The 15,255-nt window shown below is 66.4% G+C and carries 14 protein-coding genes; 8 read left to right on the top strand and 6 right to left on the bottom strand.

Features of this window, described 5'->3' with window-relative positions; genetic code table 11:
* Nucleotides 1-22: 22 nt before the first annotated feature.
* Nucleotides 23-1,033: a hypothetical protein gene (locus tag ACN5KJ_RS17560; protein ID WP_418595223.1), complete on the top strand. Its 1,011-nt coding sequence runs from the start codon at nucleotides 23-25 to the stop codon at nucleotides 1,031-1,033.
* Between the two features lie 347 nt (nucleotides 1,034-1,380).
* Here ACN5KJ_RS17560 and ACN5KJ_RS17555 read toward each other — a convergent pair whose 3' ends face one another.
* From ACN5KJ_RS17555 to ACN5KJ_RS17545, 3 genes are read right to left on the bottom strand one after another with little or no spacing between them, the layout of a single operon-like run.
* Entirely contained in the window at nucleotides 1,381-1,884 is a 504-nt protein-coding gene (locus ACN5KJ_RS17555; protein ID WP_347168359.1) for a MarR family transcriptional regulator, read from the bottom strand.
* A gap of 38 nt (nucleotides 1,885-1,922) precedes the next feature.
* Nucleotides 1,923-3,053, bottom strand: coding sequence for an alpha-hydroxy acid oxidase (locus ACN5KJ_RS17550; RefSeq protein WP_418595222.1), 1,131 nt, complete (start codon nucleotides 3,051-3,053; stop codon nucleotides 1,923-1,925).
* Nucleotides 3,053-4,210, bottom strand: a complete 1,158-nt coding sequence (locus ACN5KJ_RS17545; protein WP_418595221.1) for a mandelate racemase/muconate lactonizing enzyme family protein — start codon at nucleotides 4,208-4,210, stop codon at nucleotides 3,053-3,055. Before ACN5KJ_RS17545 ends, ACN5KJ_RS17550 begins: the two co-directional genes overlap by 1 nt.
* A gap of 122 nt (nucleotides 4,211-4,332) precedes the next feature.
* On the opposite strand from ACN5KJ_RS17545, the gene ACN5KJ_RS17540 reads away from it, so the two are divergent.
* The 6 genes from ACN5KJ_RS17540 to ACN5KJ_RS17515 are packed head-to-tail and all read left to right on the top strand — an operon-like array spanning nucleotide 4,333 to nucleotide 11,215.
* Entirely contained in the window at nucleotides 4,333-5,289 is a 957-nt protein-coding gene (locus ACN5KJ_RS17540) for a tripartite tricarboxylate transporter substrate binding protein (RefSeq protein ID WP_418595220.1), read from the top strand.
* 37 nt (nucleotides 5,290-5,326) lie between these two features.
* Nucleotides 5,327-5,791, top strand: a complete 465-nt coding sequence (locus ACN5KJ_RS17535; RefSeq protein WP_418595219.1) for a tripartite tricarboxylate transporter TctB family protein — start codon at nucleotides 5,327-5,329, stop codon at nucleotides 5,789-5,791.
* Between the two features lie 12 nt (nucleotides 5,792-5,803).
* Nucleotides 5,804-7,276, top strand: a complete 1,473-nt coding sequence (locus ACN5KJ_RS17530; protein WP_418595218.1) for a tripartite tricarboxylate transporter permease — start codon at nucleotides 5,804-5,806, stop codon at nucleotides 7,274-7,276.
* Complete coding sequence (locus tag ACN5KJ_RS17525; RefSeq protein WP_418595217.1) at nucleotides 7,273-7,995, top strand: aspartate/glutamate racemase family protein; 723 nt, start codon at nucleotides 7,273-7,275, stop codon at nucleotides 7,993-7,995. The genes ACN5KJ_RS17530 and ACN5KJ_RS17525 overlap by 4 nt, the downstream gene beginning before the upstream one ends.
* A gap of 14 nt (nucleotides 7,996-8,009) precedes the next feature.
* Nucleotides 8,010-9,464 carry an aldehyde dehydrogenase gene (locus ACN5KJ_RS17520; RefSeq protein ID WP_206563487.1) on the top strand — a complete coding sequence of 485 codons (1,455 nt, stop codon included), beginning with the start codon at nucleotides 8,010-8,012 and terminating at the stop codon, nucleotides 9,462-9,464.
* A complete protein-coding gene (locus ACN5KJ_RS17515) occupies nucleotides 9,464-11,215 on the top strand; it encodes a thiamine pyrophosphate-requiring protein (protein WP_418595216.1) in 1,752 nt (583 codons plus the stop codon). The genes ACN5KJ_RS17520 and ACN5KJ_RS17515 overlap by 1 nt, the downstream gene beginning before the upstream one ends.
* Nucleotides 11,216-11,981: 766 nt before the next feature.
* On the opposite strand, the gene ACN5KJ_RS17510 is transcribed toward ACN5KJ_RS17515, so the two are convergent.
* From ACN5KJ_RS17510 to ACN5KJ_RS17500, 3 genes are all read right to left on the bottom strand, one after another.
* Nucleotides 11,982-12,833: an acyl-homoserine-lactone synthase gene (locus ACN5KJ_RS17510; RefSeq protein WP_418595215.1), complete on the bottom strand. Its 852-nt coding sequence runs from the start codon at nucleotides 12,831-12,833 to the stop codon at nucleotides 11,982-11,984.
* 107 nt (nucleotides 12,834-12,940) lie between these two features.
* Nucleotides 12,941-13,642: an autoinducer binding domain-containing protein gene (locus ACN5KJ_RS17505; protein WP_347168354.1), complete on the bottom strand. Its 702-nt coding sequence runs from the start codon at nucleotides 13,640-13,642 to the stop codon at nucleotides 12,941-12,943.
* Between the two features lie 40 nt (nucleotides 13,643-13,682).
* Nucleotides 13,683-14,063 carry a helix-turn-helix domain-containing protein gene (locus tag ACN5KJ_RS17500; RefSeq protein ID WP_418595214.1) on the bottom strand — a complete coding sequence of 127 codons (381 nt, stop codon included), beginning with the start codon at nucleotides 14,061-14,063 and terminating at the stop codon, nucleotides 13,683-13,685.
* Nucleotides 14,064-14,313: 250 nt separating this feature from the next.
* On the opposite strand from ACN5KJ_RS17500, the gene htpX reads away from it, so the two are divergent.
* Nucleotides 14,314-15,234: a zinc metalloprotease HtpX gene (htpX, locus tag ACN5KJ_RS17495; protein WP_418595213.1), complete on the top strand. Its 921-nt coding sequence runs from the start codon at nucleotides 14,314-14,316 to the stop codon at nucleotides 15,232-15,234.
* Nucleotides 15,235-15,255 lie beyond the last annotated feature (21 nt).

The raw sequence follows: 15,255 nt of genomic DNA, 5'->3' as shown, positions 1-15,255 counted from the left end.
ACACCACGCAAGGAGAGGATACATGACCACCACCATCATCCGCAGGGCGCTGGCCGCCGCGCTTTTGCCCATCGCGGGCCAGGCCTTCGCGGCCGATATGTCCACCGAGCAGGCGGTTGAGGCCCTGAAGCTGGCCGAACTGGCCGCCACCTATAGCGCGGAAAAGGTCGAACGGGCGACCGGGGGCGCCAGCCAGTCGCAGGCCGATGCCCTGCTGATCGACATGGGCGTCCTCTCTGCGGCGGACCTGGGCGATCCCGGCACCGTCTCGGAAAAGCTGGGCGCCTTTGTCGTCGACCAGCAGGACGTGTCCGAAAGCTACATCGGAAACGTCTCTGACCGGAACATCGCAGAGCGGCTGGTCCACAGCTGGGAAGCGGCGACCGTCATCCAGAACGACGAAGTCCTGACCTTCCTGAACGGCCTGATCGATAAGGGCTATACCACCGGCTACAACGTCGTCAGCACCGGGGATGCGTCCAATTTCGACCCCGATCTGATGCTGCGCTACGGGCATAGCGACATCCAGCATGCAGTTCAGCTGATCTACCTGATGAAGAGCGAGGGCTTCGACCCCAAGGTCCAGTTCATTCCGAAATCCTCGGCCTTTGTCTTCCTGCCGGAATGGGGTGAGCCCGGCCCCAGCGTCGTCACCTTCGACAGCGGCAAGATGGTCTCGGTCGTGAAAGAGTACAATCTGGACCTCGAGTTCCGGAATGCCGAACGCCGCGACGCCTTCATGGAGCTGATCACCACATACGCGAAGAAGGACGCGCAGGACGAGCCCGGGCTGATCCACGCCTCCTGGTGGCAGCCCTTCTACCGGTCCTATGTCGAGAATGACGATTACGTGCGGATCAGCGAGAACGTCGTGACGATCGACGGCTATCAGGCGGATCTGGCCTCCCTGCCGGAAAATGCCGCGACCCAGGCAGAGCAGATCCGGTCCGCAGGTTCGGATTTCGGTGTCGAGACCATCGACGTCTGGGTCAACCCGGCCTTCCACCGCTACCTGCTGGGCGAGGCCGAATAAGAACCCGGCTTTGAAACAAGACCCGGCCCCGTCTTTTGCGGGGCCGGGTTGGCGGGCGCAGGGAGTGGCTCCTGCGCCGCGCTGGTCAGTCTTCATCGGTGCGGACAACCCATTGCCCGGTCCGGCCCATCGCCCGGATCGGGCGGGCGCAGACAGGCACCGTGACCGCCAGGGTCGCCGGGTGATCGGCCGGGGAAGGGTCTGGAGCGGCACCTTCCCGGCTGTCGCGACCATCAAGAGCGCCCTGCCAAGCGGCGGCTTCCGGGCCGATCCCCGGGCCAGCCGCATCACCAGCGCCCCGATGACGGCGCCGGGATCACCGGCTGGCGGTGACCCGGCCCGCTGGCCTAGCTGTCGGAGGAGCCGTGTCGCAGGTCGATGAGGTCGCGCAGGGCGCCGAAGACCGCGTCGCGGCGTTCCGGCCCGATGACCGCGTCCAGATGCTTGGTGTGTTCCTGCGCTTTGACCTCCATGCGCTCGTAGGTCTCAAGCCCCTTGTCGGTCAGGAAGCTGGCGTAGTTCCGTCGGTCGTTCTCGACCCGCTCGCGGTAGATCAGGCCGCGATCCTCCAGGGTGCGCAGCGCCTTGGCGACGCTGGACTTGTCCCTGCCGATGCTCTCGCCCAGTTCGCGCTGGGTGATGCCGCGATTGTTGCGGATGATGACAAGCATGCTGAAATAGCCGGGCTTCAGCTGATCCTCGCCCAACCGCTTTGCGAAATCGTCGTAGGATGCCTCGTAGGCCAGCCGCAGGTAATGACCGACAAAATTCTGGAGAAAGCCGTAGTTCAGCTCGCGGTCGCCCTCGCGGGCCTTCCGGGGCGCCGGATCGGTCTGCTCTGATGTTGTCATGGTCGAAAATTCCGATTTCGCAAAAGTCATGTCCAGTCCTAGCCTGCGCCATCCTGCAGGTCGAGATCGCTCCACCCGATTTGGGCCATGGTGTTTTCCAGCTCGCTGGCGAATTGCGCGATCAGCCGCGACGCGCCACGCGGGCCAAGCGCGGCTATGGCATAGAGGAACGGACGCCCGGCAAAGACGAAATCCGCCCCTGCGGCCAGGGCCTTGATCATGTCCTCGCCGCTGCGGATGCCCCCGTCCAGCGCCAGCGGGAAGCCTGCGGGCAGGGCGCGCCTGATCTCAGGCAGCGCGTCCAGCGGGGCGGGCGCCGAGGAAAGCTGCCGCCCGCCATGGTTGGACACCCAGACGGCGTCGACGCCGGTCTCGGCGGCCTTCACCGCATCCTGCGGCGCGCTGACACCCTTGAGAATGACCTGACCGGACCAGCCGTCGCGGATCTCGCGCAGTAGCGCCCAGTCCAGACGGCCCGAGCTTTGCCCGGCCATAAGCTGCGCCAGCGACTGCGTGCTGCTGCCGCGTTCCGCATAGGGTTCGAGGTTGGCGAACCGGGGGGCGCCGTGGCGGGCGGTCCGCAGGGCCCAGCCGGGATGGCGCATCAGGTCGAAGGCAAGGCGCGGTCCGGGTTTCAGGGGCAGCGCGAAGCCGTTCCTGAGATCGCGCAGCCTGCGACCGGGGCGCGGCACATCCGCCGTCACCACAAGCGTCCGGTAGCCCGCGGCCTTGGCCCGGGCAAGCAGATCGGCGGTGATCTCCTCGGATTTCCCGACATAAAGCTGGAACCATGCGGACTCGGGCGCCCGCTGCCGGAGGCGTTCCAGCGCGACGGTGGCCGGTGTCGAGGCGACGTAGGGAATGCCCGCTTGCTCGGCGGCTTCGGCCAGCAGCAGGTCGATCTCGGGCCAGGCGATGCCCGCCAGCCCGATGGGGGGAATCCCGAAGGGCAGGGCCCAGTCGCGGCCCAGAAAGCGCCGCTTCAGGGGCAGGGCGCGGTCGCTGTTGATCAACACGCGCGGTTGAAGGCACCGGGCGCGGTAGGCGGCCTCGTTGCGATCGAGACCGGCCTCGTCCCCCGCCCCGCCATCGACGAAGTCGAAGGCGAATCGCGGAAGCTTGCGCCGGGCCTGCTTTCGCAGGTCCCGGTAGGATACGACCGGGGCCATCAGCCCTTGCCCCGGCCCTTGGACAGCGGCCCCGCCGCAAACTCGCGCAGCGCGTCCAGATTCGCGCCGAAGCCCAGGCCCGGCGTTTCGGGCAGGCGCAGGACGTCGCCGTCGCGATCCGGCAGGTCGGTGAAGAGCGACCGGCCCATCTCGACCGAGATCAGGTGCCATTCGACAAGCCCGCCATTGGCCAGACCGCCATGCAGGTGCATGTTGTGGAAGGGGAAGGCCCCGCCGTTCGCAAGCTGAACCTGATGCGCGTCGGCCATGGCCGCCACCTTCTGCCCGACGGTCAGGCCGCCGCAGATCACGACGTTGGGCTGGATCACGTCCACGGCGCCGGACGTCAGCAGATCCCGGAAGCGGAACAGCTGCCCCTCGTTCTGCCCGGCGGCAATGCGGGTGCCCCGCGCCCGCAGATTGGCAAGCTGGCGGGTGTCGTTGCCGCGCAGGGGCTCTTCGAAGAAGGCGATGTCGAAGTCCTTCAGGCGGTCGTCCAGCCATTGCGCCGAGGCGGGGTCGAGGCTGCAATTGGCGTCGATGTAGATCTCGGCATCGTCACCCGCTGCCTCGCGCACGACCCGCACCCGCTCGATGTCTTCCTTCAGGATGTCGGACATGCTGGCGCCCGCCGCCACCCGCTTCAGGGCGTGATGGCCCACGACCATCTTCAGGCGGCGCACCCCGTCCGAGCGCAGGTGGCGGGCGGCATCGGCCAGCTGTTCGCGGTCGAAAGAGCCGAAGCCGAAGGTCACGTAAAGCGGCACTTCGGACCGGGCCCCGCCCAGCAGCCGCCAGCAGGGTTGCCCGGTGACCTTGCCCAGAATGTCCCAGAGCGCCAGGTCGATCCCCGAGGCCGCGTGGCTGCCATAGCCGGTCTGTCCGCGCGGCGAGACCATCCAGTAGATTCGCTCGGCGATGGCTTCGCGGTCGAGCGCGGACATGCCCTTGAGGTCGGGGGCCAGCAGGTTGTCGATGATCGAGACGATCACTTCTTCGTCGGTAATGGCGGTGTAGCCGTACCCGGTCACCCCGTCTGCGGTCTTCACCTCGATCACGCAGCAGGACAATGAGGCGGCGGCCTGCGCGGGGCCGATGTCCAGCTTGGTCGGGATGTATGCGGGGTACGCGTTGATCTCGGAAATGGTCAGATTCATGGTCGTCTCCTGATGGTCTCAAATTGGTGGCACATAAAACCGTTGACATCAAGAAGGTCTCTAACCATGCTCATTTTACGGAGGCGCGGACCTGTGTCCGCCGACTATGAGGAGGAAAGTTCATGCTCATGAAAACACGACTGGCGACCGCCGCACTGGCGCTTGCGGCCGCGGCAACGCCGGCCCTCGCGGAGTTCCCGGAGAAGCCTGTCCAGTTGATCGTTCCCTTTTCCGCAGGCGGCGGCACCGATGCCCTGGCGCGCGCGGTGCAGGCCTCGATCGAGAAGAACGACCTGTTGCCGGTGCCCGTGGCCGTCGTGAATGCCGATGGCGCGGCCGGAACGGTCGGCTCGCGTTCGGTGCTGTCGGCAGAGCCGGACGGCCACACGATTCTGCAAATCCACCAGGAGATGTTCTCTGTCTCGGCCATCGGGCGGGTGGAATATTCGCCGGAGGACTTCGAGCCGGTGATCCAGGCGACGCGGGCCTGCATGTTCGTCGCCGTGCCGAAAGAGTCGGAATTCCAGTCGATGGAAGACCTGATTGCCGCCGCCGAAGAGCGCGGACGCGGCCTGAAGCAGGCGGATGCCATCGGCAGCGCGACGCATTTCCCCTCTGCCCAGCTGATGCAGTCCACCGATACGCGCTGGACGATTGTCCCGACGGGCGGCACCTCCAAGCGTTTCGCGGCACTGAAGGGTGGGTTCAGCGATTTCGCACTGCTGTCGCCGCCCTGGGTCGAGCGGGGTGCAGAGGATCTGCGAGCGCTGGCCGTCGCCGGTCCCGACCGGTACGAAAGCCTGCCGGATGTGCCGACGCTGAAAGAGCTGGGGCATGACGTCGAGGCCTGCCTCATCCGCCGCTACTGGGCCCCCAAGGGCACGCCCGAGGATGTGATCGCGGTGCTGGCGGACGCGATCGAGGCGGCATTGAACTCTGACGAGGTGCAGGCGCATATCGAGTCTTCGGGCGAAGAGCGCGCGATCCTGCGGGGCGAAGAGCTGCGGGATGCGGTCGCCAGGGAATACCAGTCGTTCCTTGATGTGGCCGACGTGGTTCGCGAAACCTCCGGCGGCTGAGGCTGCCCTTAATCACTAGGATCGGAGAGGGATTGACATGGCGGGATCGTCATTGCGGAACAACGGGTTTGAACTGACCTTTCTTCTGCTTGTTTTGCTGGCCGGAGCGGCCAGTCTGAAAGCGGGCCTCGCCATGCCCTCCTCACCCTGGGAAGCCATTGGCAAAGGCGCCTTCCCCACAGTGTTGGGGGGGCTCGCCCTTGGCCTCGGTGCGCTCAAGACCATCGAGATGCTGCTGCGGGGCGATGGGGCCGGGGCGGGCGCGCCGGGCCTGTCCTGGCGGATCCCGGCCACCTTTGTGCTGATGGCGGGCTATGTGGCGGTCCTTGCCTCGGGGGGCGTGCATTACGTCGCCTCGACGGCGCTTTTCTGCTTCCTGTTCTTCCTGCTGCTGGCGCCGGTGCGCGACATGAAGGCGGTGACGGGCCTCGCCCTGTTGTCGGCAGGCTATGCCGCCGCGGTGTTTGCCATCTTCACGCGCTTCTTCTTCATCAATCTCTAATACGGGGCGGCAATGACTGACGCTTTTCTGCATGTCCTGACAGCCGGGATGCCTTGGGTCGTGCTTGGGACCATGGTGGGCATCTTCATCGGGTCGATCCCCGGCCTGTCGGGGGCAATGATCATCGCGCTGGCCCTGCCGATGACCTATTTCATGGACGGGGCGGACGCGCTTCTGCTGCTTGTCGCGATGTATATCGGCGCGACCACCGGTGGGCTGATCAGCGCAACCCTGATGCGCATGCCGGGCACCGAAGCGGCCATCATGACCACGCTGGACGGCTATCCCATGGCGGCGGGCGGCCATCCGGCGCGCGCGCTGGGGCTGGGCATCTCGGCCTCATTTGTCGGCGGCATGTTCGCCTGGGTCGTGCTTGCCGTACTGTCCCCGCCGCTGTCGCATGTGGCGGTCAAGTTCGGCCCCTACGAGATTTTCGCCATGGTGGTCGTGGCGCTCAGCCTGATTGCCGCCGTATCCCGGGGCAGCCTGCTGAACGGCCTGCTGGCGGCGGCGTTCGGGGCGCTGGTCTCGTTGCCGGGTATCGATCCGGTGTCGGGCTCGCTGCGCATGACCTTCGGCTGGCCCGCGCTCGACAACGGCCTGACCCTGCTGCCGGTCATCCTGGGCACGCTGGTGCTCAGCCAGCTGCTGGAGGACAGCGGCAGCCCGAAACCGGTACGCAAGACCTCGGTCGAGGGCACCGCCGTCTCGATCCGGCTGCGTGACGTGTTTCACTATGGCTGGACCTATGTCCGGTCCTCGCTGATCGGGACGTGGATCGGCATCCTGCCGGGCGTCGGCGGGACCACCGCCTCTATCGCCGCCTATTCCGTGGAAAAGGCCGTCTCGAAGCAGCCCGAACGCTTCGGTACCGGCGCCGAAGAGGGAATCATCGCGGCGGAATCCGCCAATAACGCGGGCACCGTGGGCTCTCTTGTGCCGCTGATCACCCTGGGGATTCCGGGGTCCGTGATCACCGCCGTGTTGCTGGGTGCGATGGTCATCCACAATCTCAGCCCCGGCCCCCTGCTGTTCTCGCAGAACGCCTTTATCGCCTATACGGTGATCGGTGGCGCCCTTGCGGCCAACGTGGTGATGCTGGTGGTCATGCGGGTCGCGACGCCCATGCTGGCCAAGCTCATGTATGTGAACAAGGCCTGGCTTCTGCCGCCGATCGTGGTGTTCTGCGTGATCGGAGCCTTCTCGGTCTCCAGCCGCTACTTCGACGTCGGGGTGATGCTGGCCTTTGCGCTTGTCGGCTTTCTGATGAACCGGGCGCGGATCCCGACGGGGCCCTTCATCATCGCCTATATCCTGACGCCGATGGCGGAAGAGAACCTGCGGTCCGGCCTTGTGATCTACGACGGCAGCTTCCTGCCCCTGCTGACCCGGCCGGTTCCGGCGGCCTTCCTTGCCATCGCGGCGGTCTCGATCATCTGGGCCCTGACAAGCGAGGCAAAGGCCCGCAAGGCCCCGGCGCCATGAGCCATCTTGGACTTGTCGTGCCCCCGGCAGAGGGGGCGGTGCCGCCGGAGGCCGCGCAGATGTTCCCGGACTGCCGGTTCACCGCCGCCGGTCTGGGGCTGCGCGAGATGTCGGATGCAGGTTATTCCGGCGTGATCGACGCGGTCGCGGAACGCGCCGCGACGCTTGCCGCAGCCGGGGCCGGGGCGGTTTCGCTGATGGGAACGTCGCTCAGCTTCTTTCGCGGGCCGGAGTTCAACGCGCGCCTGATCGAGACGATTGCCGCCCGCAGCGGGGTGCCGGTCACGACCATGACCCAATCGGTGATCGACGCGCTGCAAGCGCTTGGCATGGCGCGGGTTGCGGTGCTCACCGCCTATCGCGACGACGTCAACCGGATGCTCGAGGACTACCTGAGCAGCGCGGGTGTCGCGGTTGTCGGCCTGCGTTCCCTGGGCATCCGCCGGATCGCCGAGGTCAAGGATCTTGGCCCCGAACGCTTGCTGGCCGAGGCCGGGGCGCTGTGGCAGGAGGCGGGGGATGCGGACGGCATCCTGATTTCCTGCGGCGGCCTGCGGATGGCGGGCGTCGGCGATCCACTGCGCCGCCGCACGGGTGTGCCGGTGGTCAGCAGCGCCGAGGCGGGCATCTGGGGCGCGGTGCGCCTGCTGGACCCGGATCTGGCCGGGCCCGCGGAAACGGTTTTCAAGGCCCCCAAGGGGCCGGATCTTCACAAATGACAGGAGGCAAAAACATGTCTGATCCTTACGGTATCTTCATCAATGGCGAGCGGCGCGCAGCCGTAGACGGCGCAACCTTCGAGCGCCGCGACCCCTTCACCGGTGCGGTTGCCACCGTTGCGGCAGCCGGTCGGAAGGCCGATGTCGATCTGGCCGTCGAAGCCGCCGCCGCCGCCTTTCCCGGCTGGTCGGCAACCGGCCCCTCGGCCCGGCGCGCCATCCTGTGGAAAGCGGCGGAACTGCTCGAGGCGCGGTCCGAAGAGCTGGTCGGCATCGGCATCGCGGAAACCGGCGCGACCGGGGGCTGGCTTGGCTTCAACATGATGTTCGCCGCCAAGGTGCTGCGCGAGGCGGCATCCTCGACCACCTTCCTGACCGGCGAAATCATCCCCTCGGACAAGCCCAAGAACCTTGCCATGGGCATGCGCGAGCCGATCGGCGTGGTTGTCGGCATGGCGCCCTGGAACGCCCCGATGATCCTTGGCGTGCGTGCGGTCGCGATGCCGATTGCCTGCGGCAACACGGTGGTGCTCAAGGCCTCGGAAATGTGTCCGCATCTGCACGCCGCCATCGGCGAGGTGCTGAGCGAGGCCGGGCTGCCCAAAGGTGTCCTGAACATCGTCTCTCATGCCAAGGAAGACGCCCCCGAGGTTGTCACCGCGCTGGTCGAGCATCCCAGCGTCCGGCACATCAACTTCACCGGCTCCACCCGGGTTGGCCGGATCATCGCCGAAACCGCGGCGCGCCACCTGAAGCCGGTGCTGCTGGAACTGGGCGGCAAGGCCCCCTTCGTCGTGCTGGATGACGCGGATATCGAAGGCGCGGTCAACGCCGCTATCTTCGGCGCCTTCATGAACCAGGGCCAGATCTGCATGTCGACCGAACGCGTCATCGTCGATGAGAAGATCGCCGAGGCCTTTGCCGCGCGCTTCGCCGAACGGGCCGCTGCTCTGCCCCATGGCGACCCGCGCGGACAGGTGGTGCTTGGGTCGGTGATCGACCGCTCGACCGTCGACCGTGTCTCGGCGCTGATCGATGACGCCGTCGCCAAGGGCGCGACGGTGCGCGCGGGCGGCGCCCCGGCAGAGGGCACCGTCATGCCCGCAACCGTGGTGGATGGCGTCACCCCGCAGATGGACCTGTTCCGCGAAGAAAGCTTCGGCCCCGTGGTCTGCGTCGTCCGGGCGCGCGATACCGACCATGCGGTCGAACTGGCGAACGACACGGCTTACGGGCTGTCCTCTTCGGTCTTCGGCACAGAGATGACCCGCGCGATGTCGGTTGCCCGGCGCATCCGGGCCGGGATCTGCCATATCAACGGCGCAACCGTTCAGGACGAGGCGCAGATGCCTTTCGGTGGTGTCGGCGATTCCGGCTATGGCCGGTTCGGCGGCAAGGCGGGGATCGAGTCGTTTACCGAACTGCGCTGGGTTACGATGGAAGATCCACAGCAGGGATATCCGTTCTGATGTCTGAAAAAGAAACCGGGACCCAGAATCCCGACACCGACCGGCGCGACGAGGCGCCGGTCATCAATGCGGGCGGGGCGATCTTTCCCCGGCTGAAGGCGCTTGGCATCGACTATGTCTTTGCCAATTCCGGCACCGACTTTCCGCCGATCATCGAGGGGCTGGCAGAGGCCGAGGCCAGCGGCGTCGACCTGCCGAAGGCGCTGGTCATTCCCCACGAACATGCGGCTGTCAGCATGGCGCATGGCTACTGGCTGGTGTCGGGCAAGGCGCAATCGGTGATGCTGCACACCAATGTGGGCCTGTCGAACGGCGCCACGGGCGCAATCAACGCCGCCTGCGAACATGTGCCGATGATCCTGATGTCGGGTCGCACCCCGGTGACAGAGGGGGACCGGTTCGGGGCGCGGACGGTGCCGATCGGCTGGGGGCAGGAAATGCGCGACCAGACCGCCCTGGTGCGCGAGTCCTGCAAATGGGACTACGAGCTGAAGTACCCCGAGCAGATCGGCGGCCTGCTCGACCGGGCCTATGCGATCTCGAACTCGACCCCCCGGGGACCGGTCTACCTGTCGATCCCGCGCGAGGTGCTGTGCGAAAAGACGAAGGCCGAGGGTCTCGAGGCACCCTGTTCCATGGCCCCGGCGATTGCGGCCCACGATGCGACGGCGCTGTCTGAAGCGGCGCGGATGCTGGCCGAGGCCAAGGCGCCGCTTGTCATCGCACAGCGCGGCGCCGGCGACGAGGCGAGCTTTGCCGCCTTTTCCCGCTGGGCCGAGGACTGGGGCATTGCCGTCAGTTCCTGGTGGGCGACCCACCTGGCCATCCCCACCGATCACCCCTGCCACGTCGGGGCGAACCCCGGTCCCTGGCTTGCAGAGGCGGATGTGGTGGTGGTGCTGGATTGCCTCGCGCCGTGGTGGCCGGACAATCATCCGCCCAACCCCGATGCCCGGATCATCCATATCGGCCCCGATCCGCTGTTCTCGCGTTACCCGGTGCGCAACTTCCGCTCGGACCTGTCCATCGTCGGGGAAAGCGCGACAACCATCCCGGCGCTGATTGCCGCCATGGAAGCGCTGCCGCGCGATCAGCAGAGGCTGGAGCAGCGCCGCGCCAGGCTGACCGAGGCCTCGGCGGCGGTGCGGCGCGGGATCGACGATCTGTCGACGCACGCGATGCACGAGGGGCTGACCAAGGCGCATGTGGGCCGTGCCCTCAGCAATGCGCTCAAAGGCCTGAAAAGCAGCGTGTTTTCCGAACTGGGTTGCCCGCTGGGCCCGCTCGAGCGGCAGGACCGCAATTCCTGGTTCCAGGAACCGCATTCGGGCGGTCTTGGATGGGGCTTTCCGGCGGCGCTTGGCGCGCAGCTGGCGGATCCCGACCGGGTGGTCGTGGCGACCATGGGGGACGGGTCCTACATGTTCTCCAACCCGACGGTCTGCCACCAGATCGCAGAGGCGCTGGAGCTGCCGGTTCTGGTGCTGGTCCTGAACAACGAGGAGTGGGGCGCCGTCCGGGCATCGGTGACCGGGCTCTATCCGAAGGGCGAGGCGTCGCGGGCCAACCGGATGCCGCTGACGGCCTTGCAGCCCAGCCCGGACTTCAGCCTGACGGCCCGGGCCAGCCGCGCCTATTCCCGGCGCGTCGCACTGGCGGCGGAGCTGGACGAGGCGATTGCCGAAGCCCTGGAGGTCGTGCGGACCGAGCGGCGCTGCGCGCTGCTGGATATCCGCATCCTGCCCGATTGAGGGCCGCGCCCGGCGCGCCGCACCGGTATGACCGCCATGTCGCCCGAAAGCGGCATGGCGGCGAGGGCGTTGCAGGGTGGGGCGGCAGCGGGGTTCCGGTGAACCGCTTCCGCCCCGCCGCTTTTCAGGATTGGCGGCATCTGGCCGTCGCCCGCAAGCGTGCCGGGGCTTTCACCGAAGGGGCCTTTGCTTCGGGGCTGCCGATAGGGTGATCGGGAGCGTCCGACAGAACGCATTGGACCGCCTCGGCTCGGTCGGGCGCCGCGCTCCGGTGATCCGGCTCGATTTCATCGGAAAACCGGGGCAATCGCGCAAAGGCGGCAGTGCATGTGTCGCGGCGTGCCGTTCCGGGTAAATCGTCGGGAAAAGGTGGCAACCCTGCCGTGACTGGCCAATCTCGCATTGCGGTCCAGAACAGCCTGCGGGTGCCAATGACCCTGCGGCTTCGGGATCGGGTGCTGCCCGTCGCGTCCGGCCTGTTGACAGGCCTGTTGGCCGCTGGGATGCCGGGGCCGGTGGTGCTTTTCCACTGCCGTCGCAGGGCCGTCGCGGTCGGGGCACCGGCAGGGCTGACCGGCAGCGTGGGTTGAGGCGGGGCCGGGCGCAGGCAGCGCGCCGCGTGCACCGGGTGCCCCGGTCGTCCACCGCGATCAAAAAGGAACAGCCGCTTTCGCGGCCGGTCAGTGTTCAGGGTCGTGGCGGCATCGTTCTGGCCGCAAGCGCTTCGGCAGCGGTGCCTTTTCACACCGCTGCCGAAGTTCGCAACTCAGGCCCGCTTGGGCTTCACCCCGTTGCCCGGGATCATGCCTGCGGCTTCGAGCGTCGACATCAGCTCTTTTGCGGCTTCCTTGTCCTGCGCGGTGTCCGCCTCTTCCAGCTGCTCGCGGCACCAGTCCCGCAGCATCGCCGCAGAGATCGCGGGCTTCGCGACCGCTTTGCCGGCGCGCTGCTGGTCCAGCGCGGTGGGCGCGGCGTCATCTTCCAGCGCCTTGGCGGACTGGCTGTCCATGAAGACGTCGCCCTCGATGCCGGCGAAGGCCCGGATGCGGTCGATACGCTCGTCGGAGCAGTCGAGAAGCGCCGCCATGGCCGAGGTCTTGCCCATCGGCTTGGTCGAGCCGACATAGTCGTAGGGCGCGCAATCCGAGCGCTTCAGCACGCGGTTCATGATCGGGTCGATGACCGTCACGATGTCCTGGATCCCCGATTCCTTCGCGTATTCCAGCGCGCCGGTCATCAGTTCGCAGGTGGCATAGCTGACAGAGTTGCGCGATTTTCCGCCGCTCAGCCGATCGGTGTCGACGCAGAACCGAGTCGATTCCCACATCGTCGCGCTGCGCAGGGGCGGCTCGCCGTCGAGGATGGCCGAGAAGACATCGGCCAGCATGTGCGGCCCGGTCGTCTGCAGTGCGCGGACACAGGCCACCACGTGGCCCTCGTCGTCGATCCCAAGAACATAGGCCGGGTCCAACGCGTCGAACTCGTCGATTTCCTTGCCGTCCGTGACTTCGACGTCCCAGCCAAGGCGGTCCCGGAAGACCCGGGCGCGCAGCTCGAACATCTCGTCAAGCAGTTTTGTATAGCGATGTCTGTTGAGACCGTCGATAATCAGGATCATTTTGAGCACTCCATTCATTCCCCTGAGTATGGAATAGAGTGACAGGCGGGTTCCTACTATTAGGGAAACCCCTTAGTCGACTTTTTCGAGCCTATCCGGGCCCTTGGTCAGAGGGGGTGGATAAGGCCCAGCCCGATGGCGCGACCGACCGCCTGTGCCGTGGTCAGGGCCCCCAGCTTGGTCCGGCTGGACCGCAGGTGAACCTCGACCGTGCGGCTGGAAATCGACAGGATATCACCGACGTCCTGCTGGGTCTTTCCGGCAGCAATCCATTGTAATACATCGACTTCCCGCTGCGACAGGGTCGGGTGCGTCAGCGTGGCCCCCAGCGCGTGGGACCGGATGACGTGGTCGTGGATATGCACGGCGGCGGTCTGCAATTCCGACAGGATGCTGGACTTCAGCAACTGCCATTCCCGTTCCGAACAATCCCGGGTGACGCTGAACAGCCCCATGTCGCCGTAGGGGCCGCGCACCGGGATCGTCAGCCCCTGTTTCGAGATTCCGAAATCCCGGGCGGTCTGGAAGATGGTGTCGAAGTTCGTTTCACCGTGCAGCCGTTTCCAATCCACCGGAGCGATGCTGCGACTGGCCATCAGCAGCGTCGGGTCCTTGTACTGGAAGTTCTGCTCGACGTAGGTCTTCTGCCATTCGTCAGGGTAGTTTACAAATCCATGGACGGTCTGCGCAATCGGGTCGATCCCGGCATATGCCGCGTAATCGACTTCGTGCGTCTCGCACACGGTGTCCAGGAACTGCCGAAAGTCATTCTTCGGCGAATTGCCTTTACTTAGGTCTATGACGGCCACAGGACGCTCGCGGTATCGGTTCACTCCCGATGATGCGGGATCATTCCTCATAAGCCTGATCGGGAACTAGTTGCAACGCAACCAAAAACGAAAACGTTGCGGAACGGCAGGGTTTCGACAGGGCATGATAATGCGCGGCAGCCGCCCGGGCGTCGGAAAATCCGGGCAGGGATGGGGTCTTGGCTTCGGTTGTCGCGGCGGCTTCGGCGGCGATCGAGGGGAAGACCTTCGGGACAGGCAGGTCCAATGCCTCTGCGATGTCAAACAGTTGCCGTGCTGTCGGGCGCCGTTTGCCTGCCTCGATGTCCCCGATCGCCGCTTCGGCCAGGCCGACCCGCGCCGCAAGCGCCCTCCGCCCCAGCCCAAGCAAGGATCTGCGCGCCTCGATACTTTTTCCCAGCAAGCGGTCTATTTCGGTCATAAAATGCTTAAATTTTTGGATGTAAACGGTCTGTGCGTACACCCATTGGTTGACCAGAAGGCCCGCGAAGGCAAAGATGACGTTGGGTCACATTGCCCGGGCGCAGGATCGCGGTGCCTGAGCGCGCCGGATAGGGGCCGCGCGCCCGATGCGCGCCGGGGCAGTCGCGGTCCGGACCAGTGCTTGTACCGGGCGGGACGCCTCCCATATCTTGCGGACCGCGTTTGATGACTGGATCGGGAAGCTGAAGATGGGCTACGTCAAGACAGCGATACTGATGGCCGCGATGACCGCGCTTTTCATGGGCGTGGGTTACCTGATCGGCGGGTCGGGGGGCGCCCTGATCGCGCTGGTCGTTGCGGCGGCAATGAATGCCTTCACCTGGTGGAACTCGGATCGCATGGTCCTGCGCATGCACAACGCAGAGCCGGTGCCGCCGCGCGACCGCCTGGGCCTGCACGCGCTGACGGCAGAGCTTGCGCGGAATGCGGGGATGCCGGTGCCGGCGGTCTATCTGATCGACACGCCGCAACCCAATGCCTTTGCCACCGGGCGCAACCCGCAGAACGCCGCCGTTGCGGTGACCACGGGCCTTCTGCGCAGCCTCAGCCGCGAAGAGCTGGCCGGTGTCATCGCCCACGAGCTGGCCCATATCCGCAACCACGACACCGCGATCATGACCGTCACCGCGACCTTCGCCGGGGCGATCTCGATGCTTGCGAACTTTGCGCTGTTCTTCGGCGGCTCGCGCGAAAGGCTGGGTCTGGTGGGGACGCTGCTGATGATGGTCCTTGCACCCATCGCGGCGGGGCTGGTGCAGATGGCGATCAGCCGCACGCGGGAATATGCCGCCGACAAGGCCGGTGCCGAGATCTGCGGGCAGCCGCTGTGGCTGGCCTCGGCGCTGGAAAAGATCGCCATGGGCGCCGCGCGGATCGACAACCACGCGGCAGAGCGCAACCCGGCGACCGCGCATATGTTCATCATCAACCCGCTGCATGCCTACAAACACGACAATCTCTTCGCCACCCACCCGGCGACCGAGAACCGCATCGCGGCCCTGCGGCAGATGGCGGGGCATGGCGGGCGTGCTGCCCCGGCCCCGCGCCGCGCCGTGGCGGACCGGGGCGCCGCCCCGCGCAACCGCGGACAGGGCGGCCCCTGGGGTTAAGGCCGCGGGGCGCGGTTCCGG

This window comes from Ponticoccus sp. (in: a-proteobacteria), from assembly GCF_048381735.1.
This window is presented reverse-complemented; position numbering and strand designations above follow the sequence as displayed.